Here is a 16,821-nt window from a genome sequence, read left to right on the forward strand (position 1 = left end):
TGAGCCGGTATCCAGCCAGCCCAAGTCCTTGGGCTGAAGGGAGCCTTTCCGCCGGGCAGACGCCCGTTGACTGGATTCCGGCTCAAGGCGGGAATGACGGAACGGGGTTTTTCGTCAAGAGGAACAGTCTGACCTTCGAGGAGAGGAGCATCGCTGCGCCCCTCGCTTCCATGTGTCCCGATATCCCTCACGAAGCTCGCTTCGTCGGCTGGAAGCGTTCCCGCAGGAGCTTGAGCGCCGCATCGCCCGAAACCGGCGTGCCGAACAGGAAGCTCTGGCCGAAATGGCAGTTCATGCGCGCCAGTTCGGCCGCATCCTCGGGCGTTTCTATGCCTTCCGCCACCACCTGCATGTCGAGCGCCCGCGCCATGGCGATGACGGAGCGCAGCAGGACGTTGCGCTTGTCGCTGGTATTGGCCACCAGCGCCTTGTCGAGCTTGATGGTGTCGAAGGGGAAGCGGGTGAGATAGGCGAGCGACGAATAGCCCGTGCCGAAATCGTCCATGGCGAGGCTCAAGCCCGTTTCCTTGAGCTTGGAAAGCACCAGCCGCGCCTGTTCGGGGTTCTCCATAACCACGGATTCCGTCAGTTCCAGCTTCAGCTGCTGCGGATTGCAGCGCGTGCGGGTCAGCATGCCGCGCACGTCATTGTACAATTCGTTGTTCAGCAATTGCGCGCTGGAAATATTGACGGAAATGAAGATCGGCATCTTCTCGATGGCGTGTTGCCAGTCCATCAGATCGGTCGCAGCCCGTTCCAGCGCGAACATGCCGAGCGGCTCGATCAGGCCGGAGGCCTCCGCAATCGGAATGAACTCGCTCGGCGGAATATTGCCGCGTTTGGGGTGCTCCCACCGCATCAGCGCTTCGAAACCGGCCAGCTCGCCATCGTCGAGCTTGACGATCGGCTGGTAGGCCAGCGACAGCTCCTTGCGCTCGATGGCGCGGCGAAGGTCGCTCTCCATCTGCAGCCGGTCGGTGCCCGACGTGCGGAAGGCGGGGCGGAAGGGCTCGACGCGATTGCCGCCAGCGCGCTTGGCGCGGTACATGGCAAGCTCCGCATCGCTGAGCAGACCGGCCGCACTTTCCTGCTGGTCGATCCACGAAACGAGGCCGATGGAAGCGGTGAGGATGATTTCGCGGTTGGCGAAATTGATCGGCACCATGATCGCCTTGTTCACCGCGTCGGCGAAATCCGCCACACGCTGCGGATCGCGCTCCGAGGTCAGGATCAGGCCGAACTCATCGCCGCCAAGACGCGCCAGCGTATCCTGCGGTTTCAAAAGACGGCGCAGACGACGGGTCAGCGCAATGAGGATGTTGTCACCGGCAGCAATGCCGAGCGTATCGTTGACCAGCTTGTAACGGTCGATATCGATCGCCATCACGGTCGGACGCACGCCCTCGCTATCGGGCGAGAGATTGAGGATCGATTGCAGGCGATCAAGGAAGACCTGCCGGTTCGGAAGCCCGGTCAGATTGTCGTTCATCGCATCCTGAAGCAGTCGCTCGACGGAGTTCCTCTGCTCGGTAATATCGGTGATGGTGCCGACGCAGCGGATGATTTCGCCGTTCGAGCCAAGCACAGGCCGCGCGCGGATTTGCAGCCAGTGGAAATGGCCATCCTCAGCGCGAATACGGAACTCGTGGTTGAGGCGGCCTTTGCGGTGGTCGAGCAGCACGTCGAGCGTCGCCTTGAACCGGTCGCGATCGTCAGGGTGCAGGCGCGGCAGCCAGTTGCGTGCCGCACCGTGCATGGCGCCGGGTTCCAGCCCCAGCCGGTTGGAAATATCGGGCGTGGTGACGATGCGGTCGCGCGTCACATCCCAGTCCCAGACCGTATCGCCGCTGCCCGTCAGCGCCAGCGATTGCCGCTCGAGATCGGAGAAGAGACCCTGCTGATAGGCGCTGCCGGCAAAGGCGTGCTGGATAACGGTGAAGCCGATCAGAAGCACGATCAGTACCAGCCCGCCGCCGAGCGCCGGCTGCACGATGTCGTTGTCCAGTTGTCCCGTCACCGTCAGCCAGCTGCCGAACAGCCAGACGAGGATAAGCGCCCAGGAGGGAACCAGCAAAATGGCCCGGTCATATTTGTTGAAACCGAGATAGACGATAAGCGCGATGCCGACCGTTGCGGTGAGCGCGAAGGACACGCGGGCAATGCCGGAGGCGACCGAGGGATCGTAGATCGCCACACCGAACAGCAGCGCCAGACCCACCACCCAGGCAAAGGTCGCATAACCCAGATGCGCATGCCATCGGTTGAGATTGAGATAGGTGAACAGGAAGACCACGAAGCTGGAGGCGAGCGCGACTTCCGCGCCCGCCCTCCATATTCGCTGATCGCTTGAGGTGACGGTGATGAGCTTTTCAAGGAAACCGAAATCCACGCATATATAGGCGAGCACCGCCCATGCGAGCGCGGCCGAGGCCGGCAGAACGGAGGTTCCCTTGACCACGAACAGGATGGTCAGAAGCACGGCGAGCAGGCCGGCAATGCCAAGCACGATGCCGCGATAGAGCGTAAACGCGTTGATCGTGTCCTTGTAGGCCTCCGGTTCCCACAGATAAAGCTGCGGCAGCTGCGGTGTGGAAAGCTCGGCGACGAAGGTGATGACGGAGCCGGGATTGAGGGTGATGCGGAACACGTCGGCGTCAGGGCTCGGCTGCCGGTCAAGCGCAAAGCCCTCACTCGGCGTGATCGCCATGATGCGCTGCGAGCCGAGATCGGGCCAGAACAGCTTGGAATTCACGAGGCGGAAATGCGGCGCGACGATGACGCGCTCCAGCTGTTCTTCCGAAACGTTGGCAAGTGCGAAAACCGCCCAGTCGCCCTGATGGTCGGTGGAGCTGGCGCGCACTTCGATACGGCGGCGAATGCCATCGGGGCCGGGCGCGGTCGAGACCTGAAAGGCTTCGCCCTGGTTGGCATAGATATCGGTGGTGGCCGTCAGGTCGAGCGCCGTGTCGTCACGGGAAATCTTCACCGGCTCGAAGGCGTAGGAATAGGAAGAGAAAAGCAGGAAAAGCAGGAAAAACGGCGCAGCCAGCGCGATTGCCGCCAGACGTTTCGCAAGGCAAGGCGCAGTGTGATTATAGGTCATGTATCGTACTTCGTTCCGCCGGAGCTTTGCTTGTCGGCAAGAAGGGAAAACATCATATGATCCCGCCATTGGCCATTGATTTTCAGATATTCCCGCAGGAGGCCTTCCCGCTGGAACCCGGCATTTTCGAGAAGCCGGATGCTTTTGAAGTTTTCCGGAATACAGGCTGCCTCGATACGGTGCAACTGAAGTCCGTTAAAGATGTATGGTATTACCAATTTTAATGCGGCAGACATATGGCCTTGGGCGGCGTAGCGCTCGCCGATCCAGTAGCCGATCATGCAGCTTTGCGCCGCACCCCGGCGGATGTAGCCGATGGTGATACCACCGACCAGCAGCGTCTCTTTCTCGAATAGCAGGAAGGAAACGGCGGTGCCGGAGGAAAATTCCTGGCCGTTGCGCACCACGCGCATGCGGAAGGCGCCTTCCGTCAGCTCGTCCGGCCGCCAGGTCGGCTCCCAGGGCTGGAGAAACTGCCGGCTTTCGGAGCGCAGCACGTGCCATTGCTTGAAATCACCGTAGCGCGGCAGTCTGAGAAGGTGATTGGCGCTGCGCAGTTCTGGCGTGTCGCTATGTCGGGAAAGAAAACGCAGCATTCACGATCCCTGTGCGGCAGACATCGCCATCCGCGAGCGGGATGGCGAAAAAGATGAGCGGTCTTTGCCTTTAAATCCCGCTCTCATATCGGTTTATCCGTTCGCCTTTATCCTTGCGGGCTGCTGCGCGGAAAGCGCTGCAGTGATGTCGGAAAGAGGCGGCAGATGTTCGAGCGGGCCAATTGCGGACAATGTCGGAACTGTATCGAAAAACAGCCGTCCCGCAAGATCGGTCAGGCGCGCGCGGGTGATGTCGCCCAGCCTCTCCATCATCTCCTCATTGGGGATGGGCCGGCCGTAAAGCATCATCTGCCGGGCCATCTGGCCGGCGCGGGCGGCCGGGCTTTCCTGGCCCATCAGCAATTGCGCGCGGATTTGCGCGCGGGCGCGGTCGATTTCTTCCTGATGGATGGTCTGCGAGGACTTGCGAAGTTCCTCCAGAATGACGGGCACCAGTTCCGGCAGGTCGTTGCCGCCGGTGGCGGCATGCACGCCGAAGATGCCGGTATCGGAAAAGCCCCAGTGGAATGCATAGACGGAATAGCAGAGGCCGCGATATTCGCGCACTTCCTGGAACAGGCGGGAGGACATGCCGCCGCCCAGTATATTGGCGAGAATCTGCGAACAATAGAAATCGCGCGCATGATAGGCCTTGCCCTCGAAGCCGAGGAGCACCTGCGCATCCATCAGGTCGCGGGTCTCGCGGATTTCCCCGCCGGTATAGATAGCCTTTTCGAGAACCGGTGTGGCGATGGGCAGCTGCGGCAGCGAGGCGAAACGTTCTTCCACCTGCTTCACGAAGCTCTCGTGATCGACAGCGCCTGCCGCCACGACGAAAATGCGGTCCGTCGTGTAGTTGCGGGCGAGATAATGCCTGATCTGGCCGGTGGTGAAGGATTGAACGGTGTCCGGCGTGCCGAGGATCGGACGGCCGATGGTCTGGTCGCGATAGGCGACGCCGGAGAAATTGTCGAAGATCACGTCGTCGGGCGTATCGGTCGCCGCGCCGATTTCCTGCAGGATGACGTTTTTCTCCCGCTCCAGCTCGTCTTCGTCGAACAGCGATTCCGTCAGGATGTCGGCAAGGATATCGACGGCGAGGGGGACGTGGTCTTTCAGGACGCGGGCGTAGTAGGAGGTCGTTTCCGTCGATGTCGCAGCGTTGACTTCGCCACCGACATTTTCGATTTCTTCGGCGATCTGCCGGGCGGTGCGGCGCGCCGTGCCCTTGAAGGCCATATGTTCGAGAAGATGGGCGATGCCGTGTTCGGCAGTCGTCTCGTTGCGGGAGCCGGATTTGATCCACACCCCAAGAGCGACGCTTTCGAGATGCGGCATTTTTTCCGTCACAACGGTCAACCCGGACGAAAGCCGGGTCACATTTACTCTCATACTCAACGTCTTTCCGCGTCTCTATTTGCCGGCGCGTGCGTGTTTGCCGATGAAAGTTTCCACGGCTTTGAGCTCCGCATCCAGAATGTCGAAACGCTCCTCCCGGTTCATAATGTCAGCTAACCATACTGGAAGCGCAGGCTCGATTGCGCAAGCGGATTTTACAGCGGCCGGGAATTTAGCCGGGTGGGCGGTAGACAGAACCACCATCGGGCTTGAGGCCTTTTCGTGCTTTTCAGCCACGAAAACACCGGTCGCCGTATGCGGGTCGATCAGGTAACCGGTTTTCTCAAGCGTATCGCGGATCGTTGCCGCCACCTGCTTTTCGGTGGCGCGGCCGGCGCGGAAATCCTTCTTTATGAATTTCAGCGCGTGCGGCGGAATTTCAAAGGATCCCGACTGCTTGAGGCCGTCCATGGACGCCTTTACCGCAGCGGAATCACGGCCATAGGCTTCGAACAACAGGCGCTCGAAATTGGACGAGATCTGGATGTCCATGGAGGGCGAGGTGGTCGGCTTGACGCCGCGCATCTCATAACGGCCGGTCTTCAGCGTGCGCGCCAGAATGTCGTTGTCATTAGTGGCGATGACGAGCTTGTCGATCGGCAGGCCCATCTTCTTGGCGACGTAACCGGCGAATATATCGCCGAAATTGCCGGTCGGAACGGTGAAGGAAATCTTCCGGTCGGGGCCGCCGAGCGAGAGAGACGCGGTGAAATAATAGACCACCTGCGCCATGATGCGCGCCCAGTTGATGGAGTTGACGCCGGAAAGCTTCACGCCGTCGCGGAACTTCACGTCGTTGAACATCTCCTTCACCAGCGTCTGGCAATCGTCGAAATTGCCGTTGATCGCCAGCGCATGCACGTTGGAAGCGGTCGAGGTCGTCATCTGGCGCTGCTGCACCGGAGAGACCTTGCCGTTCGGGAAAAGGATGAAGATATCGGTGCGCTCGCGGCCGGCAAAGGCATCGATGGCCGCGCCGCCGGTATCGCCCGAGGTGGCGCCGACAATGGTGGCGCGCTCGCCGCGTTCGGAAAGCGTATAGTCCATCAGGCGGGCGAGAAGCTGCATCGCCACGTCCTTGAAGGCGAGCGTGGTGCCGTGGAAAAGCTCGAGAACGAAGGTGTTCGGCCCGGTCTGCGTCAGCGGCACGACGGCAGGATGCCGGAAGGTCGCATAGGCGTCGTCGATCATCGCCTTGAACTTGTCTGCCGGAATTTCGCCGCCGGTGAAACGGTAGAGAACCTCGAAGGCGACATCCTGATAGGACTTGCCGCGCAGGTTGCGGATTTCCTTCTTCGACATGGAAGGCCATTTGCGCGGAACATAAAGCCCGCCGTCACGGCCAAGGCCCGCCAGAAGCGCGTCGCAAAAACCAAGCGAAGGGGCCGCACCCCTGGTCGATACATATTCCACGAGATAGTCCCTTATCCGTTACCGATGCGATCGGCGTCTTTGTCCGCAGCGTCTCACCGGAATGAGGCGATTGGCGAGCTAATGAAGGGCTTTTCTGAAAATTCAAGCAAAACCGAACATGCCAATCGATTTTTTCCGGCGTCGCTGCTATAGACCATCGCCAACCTGGGTGAAAGGTCAATAAACAGCGTCTCCGGTTCTGTTCCGGGACAATGGAGAGGGAATTAGAAGAGTGTCAGGGAATTTCTTGCGTTTGTCCGCCGCGATGTCGCTTCTCGTCGTTGTTGCAGGATGCAATTCCTCCAACCCGTCGGACTCGCTTGCCGTCAACCCGCCGGCGGCGCAGGCCGCACCGACGGCTGCCGTGGTTCAGGCCAATTGCCCGGCCGTGACGGTTCTCGATGCCAACGCCGTTCATCGCGTCTATGCCGGCGGCGCCAAGGACGATCCGCAGAAACTCGCCTATCAGGTCTCGCTGTCCGATACGACGCGTTCGTGCACCGCCAATGAATCGACGCTCACCGTCAACGTGCTGGCCCAGGGCCGCCTCGTTCCCGGCCCGATGGCCAAGCCCGGCCGCGTGACCGTGCCGATCCGTGTGACGGTGAAGGACGGCGACGGCGAGATCTACGGCGAAACCACCGCCTTCGCCATCGATGTTCCGGCAGGCGGGGCCGGCACGCAGTTCATCTTCAACAACGACCACGTCGCCATCCCCAACGGACCGGGCGGCGCACCGAAGTCGGTCAGCGTCTTCATCGGCTTCGCCGAGCAGGGCGCAAAGGCCAAGACCAAGCGCCGGTGATTTGACGGGCGAAATGTCAGAAAACCGGAGGCTGCTTTTGCGGGCTCCGGTCAGGTCGCGGACAAGCCATTCCTCACACGCGACGTCATCCTCGGGCTTGTCCCGAGGATTCAAACACGTATCGTAAAATCAAACCGTTGCAGATGCTCGGGACAGGCCCGAGCATGACGAAGTGGCGTTTGTGACAAAGCCACAGATTAAAAAGCGCCTTCCCACTCCGCCATCGCCGCAATCACGGCCGGCAGGTCCTGCATGCGCGAGATCACCGTTTCGGCACCCGCGTCGGTCAGCCGGTCGGCGTGGCTCGGATAGGTGTGGGATGCGCCGGTGAAGCCGATGACGCGCATGCCGGCGGCTCTTGCGCCATGGATGCCGTGCACGGAATCCTCGACCACGACCACGCGGTCGGGGGAAACGCCGAATTGCGCCGCGCCATGCAGGAAGATGTCGGGCTTCGGCTTCACGCGGTCGGCTCCAAGGTCCTTGGCGGAATAGACATGCGGCGCGAAATAGGGCTTCAGGCCCACTTTCGTCAGCATCATGTCGAGGCGGTGGCTCGATGAGTTCGAGCAGATGCAACGCGGCGTGGTCAGGCGCGACAGCGCGAATTTGACGCCATCGATGATCTTCACGTCGCGTTCCAGCCGCATGTCGAGCAGCTTTTCCGATTTGTCGAGCAGCGAGGCGGAGAGCGGAATGCTGGCTTCGCTTTCCACCTGCAGAAGAATGTTCTTCCAGGTCATGCCGGCGAAACGCTCGCCCATTTCCTCGACGGAGATCGGATATCCGGCTTCGGTCAAGAGGCGGGATTCCACCTGCGCTGCGATGATTTCGGAATCGACCAGAACGCCGTCACAGTCGAAAATAATGAGGTCGAAGCCGCTCATGGGCGCTCCCTGTATCGGATTTGGCTGGAAGAAAATGATGCCGGGCTTTTAGACCATGTCCGCGCCAAGCTCAACCGGCTCATCCGCAAAGGTCGGTCCCATCCGGCTCATAGCTCGGTCGGCCTGTGTAAGCGACTGTGCCGCCTCGAATATTTGGTTTGGCGTCCCTCTTTCGCGCAAAAACCGCTACACACGGCCGCGCCATATGCGTTATGGGATGTTATGCCCAAGACAGTGAAAAGCACGCCCGAAGACACCATTGCCGCGCGCATCAGCCGCACGCTCGCCGACCGCATCGTTCGCGGCGAGTTGTCGCCGGGCGAAAGGTTGCGGCAGGATCACATCGCCGCCGAATTCGGCGCGTCGCATGTGCCGGTGCGCGAGGCATTCCGCCGGCTGGAAGCGCAGGGGCTTGCCGCCAGCATTCCGCGCCGGGGTGTCCGGGTGGCGGATTTCGGCCTTGACGATGTGCGCGAGGTGGCGGAAATGCGCGCCGCCCTTGAAGTTCTGGCGCTGCGCCACGCCATTCCCAACATGACGCCCGCCATTCTCGACCAGGCGGAGGCGGCAACGCTCGAGGGCGACAGCGCCGTCGACGTGCAGCATTGGGAGGAGGCCAACCGCCGCTTCCATCGTCTCATCACCGCGCCCTGCAACATGCCGCGTTTGATGGAGGCAATCGACGGGTTGCATGCGGCGAGCGCCCGTTTCCTGTTTTCCGCCTGGCGCGCCGGCTGGGAGCGCCGCACCGATACCGATCACCGCGCGATCATCGACGCGCTGCGCGGCGGCCGCGCCGAAGAGGCGGTGCGTATCCTCGACGGACACGTGCAATGGATCGGCCGCAAGGCGATCCGCACCTCGTCCGGCTCGGTGCGCGACGCCTTCGCCATCGTTGGATAGGGCGGGCCCGTGACCGTCCGCCTCCGGCCCCACCATCTTCTCTGTATGCTCACCTATGTGGGCAAGGGATATACGTCCGGCTTCGTCGAAAATTACGACCGTGTCGCCGCCCGCCTGAATGCCGGTGAGGAAGATATCGAGCTGGTGGATGGCCCGGACGATATTTGCGAGGGCCTGTTGTGTGAAAGCCATGCCCACTGTTTCAACGAAGGCGTGGTGCAGCGGGATGAGACAGCCCGCCTTTCGGTGTCGGCGCTTTTGGGCGAGGCACTGACTGCCGGCAAGCGGTTGCAGGCGACGCCCGACTTTCTTGCGAAGATGCGTCTGGCTTTCGCCGCAGGCGAGATCAGGCCGGCCTGTCGAGGCTGTCAGTGGATAAGGCTGTGCGACCGTATCGCGGCATCAGGGTTCTCGGGCGTGAAAGTCGGCGAACGTCCGGAGCCTCCGGCCGGGCGGCGGCCGAGGCCTACTCCGGCACATCCGTCTCGGTTCTCTCGGCGGCCTTGACCGTCGCCTTGATCTCCTTCGGCTCGCGGCCGGATTTCTTGTCGTAGCTCACCTTCACCGAATATTCCCCGGGATGCAGGGTTTCCTGATGCTGCGTGCCGTAACGGCCGGAAATCTCCTTCTGCGTGCCCTGAAGATCCCTGGTGGTTTCAACGATATCGATCCGTTCTGCACCGGGCGCCTTGATGGCGAGAACGCCCGCATCGAGATCGAGGGTGATTTCGGTTCGTTTTCCGGCAGTCACGGTAAATGGTTGTTCCACCGTCACCTTGCCCAGACGCGCGCGCATGACGAAGTCACCAGCGGGCATTTCCATGATCTTGCCGGTGCCGTAAATGCCGTTGATGGTCTCACGCGTGCCGTCCAGCGTTTCCTTGGCAGACATCGCTTCGAAGCGGATATCGTCCGTTTCCACCGCCCGGCCGCCTTCCGCATAAACGGCCTTGGCGATCACCACGCCGCTTGGAATGACCAGCTCGTGGCTGATCTTCTCGCCCGCCTTGATGGCAAGCGTCTCCTCAGCCCGCGCCGGGCCGATGCTACCGGTGAGGACGACGTCTCCGGTCGGCACGAAGACGGTATTCTGGCCATAGACGCTGTCCTTGAAATCGTCCTTGGTGATTTCCGTCTTCGCCTGCGTTTCCACATCGCCGCCGGCGCTGCGCTTCGGCACGACGGTCAATTCCGCCGCATCAAAATTCACCTTCGGCCTCGCGATGCTTCCGTCCTTCACCTCGAACGACACTTCGCGGGTCACATTGCCCAGCGCCGCCACCCCGACATATTTGCCCGCCGGCAGTTTCGCCTCGAAGGTGGCGTCATAGGAGCCGCCGGCATTGTCGTCCGTACGCCCGCCGGAGCGGTCCGCCTTGTAGAAATCCCACCGCACCCTGTCGCTGTTGCCGAGCGAAGGGCCGCCATCGAACAGGACCGCATCGGTGACGACGTTATATTGCGGGGCCGGTTGCTGCGCCTGCGACAGCGCTGGCAGCGCCGTTGCGAAAAGTGCGGCGCAGACGACATTCATGGAAAAAGAAGCCATTTTCATCACGGACCCCATTGCGGATTACCCCCTGCCATTATGGCTCTTCCTGTCGCGCCGATATGCGGGGACAGAAGAACCCGTTGTGCACAACGTTTTCGCCCGACTTCAGGTTCCCCCGCCGGCCGCCGCAAATCGCGCCTGCGTGCCGCGACAGCCATTTATTTCGCATTTTCCGTGACTTGTTCAGGCTTTGATAACCATCTTCGGTAACCATAAGCATCAGTAGAGAGTAAGCGTATGGAGCGAGTACCAATGGCAGCAGTTTTTCCGCTGGCCGATTTTCGGCGTGCCGGTTTTGATCGTGCGGGCGAGAGCGACGCCTGGAAAGACAGCATCATCAAAGGTGATTGTGTCGCTGCCTTGGATGCCCTCCCGAGCCAGTCGGTCGATGCGATTTTCGCCGATCCACCCTATAATCTCCAGCTTGGCGGCACGCTGCACCGTCCCGATCAGTCGCTGGTCGATGCCGTCGATGACGAATGGGACCAGTTCGCCTCCTTCGAGGCCTATGACGCCTTCACCCGCGCCTGGCTGCTCGCCTGCCGCCGTGTGCTGAAACCGAACGGCACCATCTGGGTCATCGGCTCCTACCACAATATCTTCCGCGTCGGCTCCATGCTCCAGAACCTCGATTTCTGGATCCTGAACGACATCGTCTGGCGCAAGACCAACCCCATGCCCAATTTCAAGGGCCGCCGGTTCCAGAACGCCCATGAGACGATGATCTGGGCCAGCCGCGATCCGAAAGCCAAGAACTATACCTTCAACTACGATGCGCTGAAGGCCTCCAACGACGATGTGCAGATGCGCTCCGACTGGCTGTTCCCGATCTGCAGCGGCCATGAGCGGCTGAAGGGCGACGACGGCAAGAAGGTGCATCCCACCCAGAAGCCGGAAGCGCTGCTGGCGCGCATCATCATGGCCTCCACCAAGCCGGGCGATATCGTGCTCGACCCGTTCTTCGGCTCCGGCACCACGGGTGCCGTTGCAAAACGTCTCGGCCGTCACTTCGTCGGCATCGAGCGCGAACAGGATTACATCGATGCGGCATCCGCCCGCATCGCCGCCGTCGAGCCGCTCGGCAAGGCGGAACTGACCGTCATGACCGGCAAGAAGGCCGAACCGCGCGTTGCCTTCAATACCCTGCTGGAAAGCGGCCTTGTCCGCCCCGGCCAGGTGCTGACGGATGCACGACGCCGTTATAGCGCCATTATTCGTGCCGATGGTACGGTTGCATCCGGCGGGACCGCCGGCTCCATTCACCGCCTCGGCGCGAAGGTGCAGGGTCTCGACGCATGCAACGGATGGACGTTCTGGCATTTCGAAGACGGCGACGCGCTGAAGCCGATCGACGATCTGAGAGCGATCATCCGCAGTGAACTGGCAAAGGCCGAATAGTCAAAGCCCAAAAGGCTTAGACGCAACGATCCACCGCCCGCCCTTGTCAGCCTATGTCTCCGTCCGGTTTAGTACCTTCAGTCCCGGATGGAGAACGACCAACGCCCGGCACTTCGGTGTCGGGCGTTGGTGTTTTCGAGTATACTATTTTAGCAAGACAAGTTTCGCGCAAGAGATCGGCAATACTGTCTCAAATCAGAGCAGTGGTTGTGAAAATCCGGTTCGGAAAAATCACAAAAACATTGCGTCCGATGCCGCTTGCGGCAGGACTGGCGCAGGCCGGAGACCGCCATTTCCGCCTGCGCCAATTTCTTTTCCCGATCTGTTTTGACAAACTTTGCCAAATTCTGCACTCTTCCATCAAAGGAGATGGATATGGCGACCATGAACATATCGCTGCCTGCACCCATGAAAGAATGGGTCGAGGCCCAATCCAGGACGGGCCGTTACTCCAATGCGAGTGACTACGTGCGAGACCTGATCCGGAAGGACCAGGAACGAGGCGAAAAAATCGCGGCGATGCAGCGTTTTGTGGATGAGGGACTGCAGAGTGGCGTCGGGCATCGCTCGCAGGAGGCCCTGTTCGCCGAGGCTGAAGCCCGCTCCATGAAACGCAAAATCGGTTGATCATGGGCTTTCGCCTGTCTCTGCTTGCGGAAGAGGACGTCATTCGCATAGTCGAAGAAGGTATAGTCTTATTCGGACTGGCGCAGGCGCAAAAATATCACCGGGAACTCTATGAGATATTTGAGCTGATATCTCTCAACCCACGAATGGCACGAGAGCGGCATGAGTTGTTACCGCCGTTGCGTATCCATCGGTTCAGGGCGCATCTGGTTGTTTATGCCGTGGGAACGGACGATGACGTCCTGATCGTCCGCATCCGCCACGCGCATGAAGACTGGGTCAACGAGTCGTAGCCGGGCGTCCACGTCACCGTTTTGCCCGGCAGCCAGCTTACGCTTCCACCCCATAAGCCCGCAAATCCTGCCGCAGCTTTTCCGCGCCGGTGAAGTGCACGGCCTGCCAACCCGCCGCTTTCGCACCTTCGACATTCACGAGCGTATCGTCGATGAAGAGGCTGGCGGCCGGATTGAGGCCGAATTCCCTGGCGTGCAGATCGTAGATCGCCACATCGGGCTTCAACAGCTTCACATCGCCGGAAACGGTGACGCCGCGCGGCAAAGTGAGGAAGGGGAACATTTTCTGCGCCTCGCGGAAGGTGTCGGAGGCGAAGTTGGTCAGCATCGTCACGTCATGGCCGCTGTCGATCAGGGCAACCATGATGGCGACGCTGTCGTCATAGGAATGCGAGACCATCTCGTGCCAGAACTTGCGGAAGGAACGGATGTGCTCTTCCCGCTCCGGAAACTGCTCCACCAGCAGCGCTTCGGCATCCTCCCAGCGGCGTCCGCGATCCTGTTCGAGGTTCCAGTCATGGGTGCAGACATTCTCGAAGAACCATTGGCGCTCATCGGCATCGGGAATGAGGCGGCTATAGGGAATATGCGGATCGTAATGGATCAGCACCTTGCCGATATCGAATACGATATGCTCAATCTTGGTCATCGAAATTTCCTGCTTTCATCGAACGTTAGAGCGTCCGAAAGACGCTCTAAATCTTTGAGTTGCGCATCGTTCCTGTCGAAAATCGACTGCGATTTTCGGGCCGATGCGTGGATGGAATAGCCTGTGCGATGACTTTTTTCATCACCGTTGGCAGCGCCTGCGCGTCAAGATTTGTAACCGGCTCCCACCATCCGTCATCCGGCCCGGTGTGCAGTCCATCCGGCACCTGCGCGCGATAGACGGTGAGCCTGAGTTCGAAATGGGTGAAGACATGCGTAATGACGCCCGCCGCCTGCCAGCCGGCGGCAAAGGGCGCATGGCTCGCCTCCGTGCCGCCGTCCATGCGGGCGGTCCATGCCGTTGTCGGCACTTCGGTCATGCCGCCGAGAAGCCCGCTTTCGATGCGCCGCCGGAGCAGGATTTCGCCGCTCGCATTCACCGCCACGAAGGCGGCCCCAAGCCGCACCGGCTTTGCTTTCTTCGCCGCCTTGACCGGAAAACGCTCCGGCTCGTCATGGGCAAGCGCAAGACAGTGGCCGTTGAACGGACAGAGCGCGCAGGCCGGCCGCTTCGGCGTACAGATCGTAGCACCCAGGTCCATCATCGCCTGGGCAAAATCGCCGGGCCGGTCGGAAGGGGTAAGCTCGGCCACCTTCGCTTTCATGGCGGGCTTTGAGCCGGGCAGGGGCGCGTCTATGGAAAAGAGGCGGGAGATGACGCGCTCCACATTGCCGTCCATCACCGCCGCCTGCCGGTTGAACGCGATGGCCGCCACGGCGGCGGCGGTGTAGTCGCCGATGCCGGGCAGTTGCTTCAGGCCGTCTTCGCTGTCCGGAAAGATGCCGTCATGCTCGCGCGCCACGGCTTCGGCGCATTTTTTAAGGTTGCGGGCACGGGCGTAATAACCGAGCCCCGCCCAGGCCGCCATGACATCCTCGACCGGAGCCGCGGCCAGATCGCTGACGCTTGGCCAGGCGGCGAGAAACTTCAGGAAATAAGGCTTTACCGCCTGCACCGTCGTCTGCTGCAGCATCACCTCCGACAGCCAGACGTGATAGGGATCGGCGCGTTTTCCCCGTGCCGCCATGGCCGGAGACGTGCGCCATGGCAGTTCGCGATGGTGCCGGTCGTACCATGCGAGAAGTTGTTCCGCTGTCGGATGTGATATGTGTTGCCGCGTATGTGTGTTCATCGCCGCTGAACATAGACACGGCACGGCAATCTGCAACAGCAGCCTGCGGCGGGGGCGTGGAAAACCGCATCCGGCAACGAATGCCCGACATCGAAACCCATGATCCGATTCTGGAGGAAGAGCCTCATGCTGAATGCGCTGCTGGATAATATACCCCAACCGCTGCTTTATGTTATCGGGGTTCTGTTGGCCCTGTGCCTGATTGGAAGCCTGTTGAACCATATTGGCCGGCTGTGTTTCGGGCGGCACAACTGCGTGGCCTTTGTGGTTTCCCGCCTGATCGGCGAAGTCCGTGAACTGGAGAAGATGAGAGGCAAGCCCTCGTACCGCTTTCGAATTATCGAATCCGGTTTCTGGGCGATTTTTTGCCATGGCCTGTGGATATACCTCTCCATCGTGCTCACCTGCATGTTGGTGATTGCCGTTATGTCGGATAAGCCGGGAATATCGCATCTGAAGTTTTTGGCTGGGGCCTATTTCCTCTTTGGATGTTTGGTGGCGGGAATGATACGCTTGGGCGCCTGCCGGGACTGGCGACGATTCCGCGCATTGTTGGGCGGCGAAGAAGATGACGACGGCGCGACCGCTTGAGGCCGCTTGGCCTCTGTCGAGGAGAGCATGAAGAAACCCGCAGATTCATTCCGCAAAGGCGTCGTGCAGATCGCCGAAGTCGCCAATGGCATCATGGACCCCGTGCTGTCGAAACGGGCGGGCATCAACACGGCGCTGCTCGGCTCCTGGGACGAGATCGCCGGCGAGGACTTTGCCGATTGCACCCGGCCGGAAAAGATCACCTGGCCGCGCCGCGACGAGGGGCCGGATCGCGGCGGTTATCAGCCGGGCGTGCTGACGATTGCCTGCGAAGGCGCGCGCGCCCTGTTTCTCACCCATGCGCAGGGCGAACTGATTGCCCGCATCAACGGCTTTTTCGGCTTTCCGGCGGTGCGCCAGATCAGGATCGTGCAGAAGCCGGTATCCCAAACCATCACCCGCCGGCGCAAACCGCAACCCCTGCGCGGCGATGCGGCAAAACGTCTCGATGACATGATGGACGGCATCGAGAGCGAGGCGCTGCGCAAGGCGGTGGAGAGGCTGGGCACGGCGGTATTGCAGAAAAAGCCGCGCGGCAGGACGATTTGATGTGCACGGGCTGTCCTTGACTGGTCACAATTCTTTGACAAGAAGAGTTCAAAACCCCGCTTGTGATGAACAGGCCGTAGCTATATCGGAATCAACGGACAATAGAGTCTATTACCAACAGGTGCTTTCATGCATTTTCCCGAACTGACCATTTCCCGTCGCAGCCTCCTCGGCGGCGTTGCTCTTGCCGCCGTTGCCACGGCCCTGCCGTTTGCCTTCACGCCCGGTATCGCCGAGGCGCAGGAATTGCCTGAATCCACCGGCGATGTGGATATGGCTGCGGTGATGAAGCCCGGCCCGCTGCCGGAAGCCGCGCTCGGCGATGCCAACGCACCCGTCAAGATCGTCGAATACATGTCGATGACCTGCCCGCACTGCGCCAACTTCCACAACAAGACCTTCGAAGAGATCAAGAAGAAGTACATCGATACCGGCAAGGTCTATTTCGTGCTGCGCGAATTCCCGTTCGATCCGCGCGCTGCTGCCGCCTTCATGCTGGCGCGCTGCGCACCGGAAGGTCAGTATTTCCCCTTCGTTTCCATGCTGTTCAAGCAGCAGCAGAGCTGGGCTGTCGCGCAGGATGCACGCGCCGCCCTGCTGCAAATGTCGAAAATGGCCGGTTTCTCACAGGAGTCTTTCGAGGCCTGCTTGACGAACCAGAAACTTCTGGATGATGTGAACGCAACGATGCAACGCGGTGCGACGGAATTCGGCGTCAACTCCACGCCGACTTTCATCATCAACGGCAAGAAATACGCAGGAGACATGTCGGTTGAAACCATGTCGGCTGTCATCGACAAGCTGCTCTGATCGCCGGACCCTGAAAGAAACGGGCGGCGGATATTTCCGCACGCCCGTTTTTTAT

18 protein-coding genes are annotated in these 16,821 nt (G+C 60.7%); 10 read left to right on the top strand and 8 right to left on the bottom strand.

Going from position 1 to position 16,821, the window contains the following annotated elements; all coding sequences use genetic code 11:
• Positions 1 to 187: 187 nt before the first annotated feature.
• From O3W47_RS19795 to thrC, 4 genes are all read right to left on the bottom strand, one after another.
• Entirely contained in the window at positions 188 to 3,103 is a 2,916-nt protein-coding gene (locus tag O3W47_RS19795; RefSeq protein WP_269314437.1) for a sensor domain-containing phosphodiesterase, read from the bottom strand.
• Positions 3,100 to 3,699 carry a GNAT family N-acetyltransferase gene (locus O3W47_RS19800; RefSeq protein ID WP_269314438.1) on the bottom strand — a complete coding sequence of 200 codons (600 nt, stop codon included), beginning with the start codon at positions 3,697 to 3,699 and terminating at the stop codon, positions 3,100 to 3,102. Before O3W47_RS19800 ends, O3W47_RS19795 begins: the two co-directional genes overlap by 4 nt.
• Before the next feature lie 93 nt (positions 3,700 to 3,792).
• The gene (locus O3W47_RS19805) at positions 3,793 to 5,091 is read right to left on the bottom strand and encodes a M16 family metallopeptidase (protein ID WP_003520499.1); all 1,299 of its coding nucleotides are present in this window, start codon (positions 5,089 to 5,091) and stop codon (positions 3,793 to 3,795) included.
• A gap of 21 nt (positions 5,092 to 5,112) precedes the next feature.
• Positions 5,113 to 6,510 (bottom strand): threonine synthase, encoded by a 1,398-nt coding sequence (gene thrC / locus O3W47_RS19810; protein ID WP_003520498.1) that lies wholly within the window; start codon positions 6,508 to 6,510, stop codon positions 5,113 to 5,115.
• Positions 6,511 to 6,775: 265 nt separating this feature from the next.
• On the opposite strand from thrC, the gene O3W47_RS19815 reads away from it, so the two are divergent.
• A complete protein-coding gene (locus O3W47_RS19815) occupies positions 6,776 to 7,315 on the top strand; it encodes a PilZ domain-containing protein (protein ID WP_162936788.1) in 540 nt (179 codons plus the stop codon).
• A 197-nt stretch (positions 7,316 to 7,512) separates the two neighbouring features.
• Here O3W47_RS19815 and O3W47_RS19820 read toward each other — a convergent pair whose 3' ends face one another.
• Positions 7,513 to 8,202, bottom strand: coding sequence for an HAD family hydrolase (locus O3W47_RS19820; RefSeq protein ID WP_137452263.1), 690 nt, complete (start codon positions 8,200 to 8,202; stop codon positions 7,513 to 7,515).
• Positions 8,203 to 8,424: 222 nt separating this feature from the next.
• Here O3W47_RS19820 and O3W47_RS19825 point away from each other — a divergent pair, with 222 nt between their 5' ends.
• Complete coding sequence (locus tag O3W47_RS19825; RefSeq protein WP_137452262.1) at positions 8,425 to 9,105, top strand: GntR family transcriptional regulator; 681 nt, start codon at positions 8,425 to 8,427, stop codon at positions 9,103 to 9,105.
• A 45-nt stretch (positions 9,106 to 9,150) separates the two neighbouring features.
• Positions 9,151 to 9,612, top strand: coding sequence for a DUF1284 domain-containing protein (locus O3W47_RS19830; RefSeq protein WP_269314862.1), 462 nt, complete (start codon positions 9,151 to 9,153; stop codon positions 9,610 to 9,612).
• On the opposite strand, the gene O3W47_RS19835 is transcribed toward O3W47_RS19830, so the two are convergent.
• Positions 9,572 to 10,672, bottom strand: a complete 1,101-nt coding sequence (locus tag O3W47_RS19835; RefSeq protein ID WP_269314439.1) for a hypothetical protein — start codon at positions 10,670 to 10,672, stop codon at positions 9,572 to 9,574. The two genes, O3W47_RS19830 and O3W47_RS19835, sit on opposite strands and share 41 nt — an antisense overlap.
• 237 nt (positions 10,673 to 10,909) lie before the next feature.
• On the opposite strand from O3W47_RS19835, the gene O3W47_RS19840 reads away from it, so the two are divergent.
• From O3W47_RS19840 to O3W47_RS19850, 3 genes are all read left to right on the top strand, one after another.
• Entirely contained in the window at positions 10,910 to 12,055 is a 1,146-nt protein-coding gene (locus O3W47_RS19840; RefSeq protein WP_127756241.1) for a site-specific DNA-methyltransferase, read from the top strand.
• Positions 12,056 to 12,430: 375 nt separating this feature from the next.
• Positions 12,431 to 12,682, top strand: coding sequence for a type II toxin-antitoxin system ParD family antitoxin (locus tag O3W47_RS19845; protein ID WP_127756240.1), 252 nt, complete (start codon positions 12,431 to 12,433; stop codon positions 12,680 to 12,682).
• A gap of 2 nt (positions 12,683 to 12,684) precedes the next feature.
• On the top strand, positions 12,685 to 12,975 hold the full coding sequence (locus tag O3W47_RS19850) for a type II toxin-antitoxin system RelE/ParE family toxin (RefSeq protein WP_162936787.1): 291 nt from the start codon (positions 12,685 to 12,687) through the stop codon (positions 12,973 to 12,975).
• 37 nt (positions 12,976 to 13,012) lie between these two features.
• Here O3W47_RS19850 and O3W47_RS19855 read toward each other — a convergent pair whose 3' ends face one another.
• Entirely contained in the window at positions 13,013 to 13,624 is a 612-nt protein-coding gene (locus O3W47_RS19855; RefSeq protein ID WP_137452258.1) for an HAD family hydrolase, read from the bottom strand.
• Positions 13,625 to 13,670: 46 nt separating this feature from the next.
• Entirely contained in the window at positions 13,671 to 14,816 is a 1,146-nt protein-coding gene (gene mutY / locus O3W47_RS19860; protein ID WP_269314440.1) for an A/G-specific adenine glycosylase, read from the bottom strand.
• Here mutY and O3W47_RS19865 point away from each other — a divergent pair.
• The 4 genes from O3W47_RS19865 (at position 14,729) to O3W47_RS19880 (ending at position 16,766) form a co-directional block, all read left to right on the top strand.
• Entirely contained in the window at positions 14,729 to 14,965 is a 237-nt protein-coding gene (locus O3W47_RS19865; protein WP_269314890.1) for a hypothetical protein, read from the top strand. The genes mutY and O3W47_RS19865 overlap by 88 nt on opposite strands.
• Complete coding sequence (locus O3W47_RS19870; protein WP_269314441.1) at positions 14,943 to 15,407, top strand: hypothetical protein; 465 nt, start codon at positions 14,943 to 14,945, stop codon at positions 15,405 to 15,407. Before O3W47_RS19865 ends, O3W47_RS19870 begins: the two co-directional genes overlap by 23 nt.
• Before the next feature lie 27 nt (positions 15,408 to 15,434).
• Positions 15,435 to 15,956 carry a DUF721 domain-containing protein gene (locus tag O3W47_RS19875; RefSeq protein WP_127756237.1) on the top strand — a complete coding sequence of 174 codons (522 nt, stop codon included), beginning with the start codon at positions 15,435 to 15,437 and terminating at the stop codon, positions 15,954 to 15,956.
• A gap of 129 nt (positions 15,957 to 16,085) precedes the next feature.
• Positions 16,086 to 16,766, top strand: a complete 681-nt coding sequence (locus tag O3W47_RS19880; RefSeq protein ID WP_072494057.1) for a DsbA family protein — start codon at positions 16,086 to 16,088, stop codon at positions 16,764 to 16,766.
• Positions 16,767 to 16,821: the final 55 nt, after the last annotated feature.

The organism is Agrobacterium sp. LMR679 (assembly GCF_027157905.1).
Classification (GTDB): Bacteria; Pseudomonadota; Alphaproteobacteria; order Rhizobiales; family Rhizobiaceae; genus Agrobacterium; species Agrobacterium leguminum.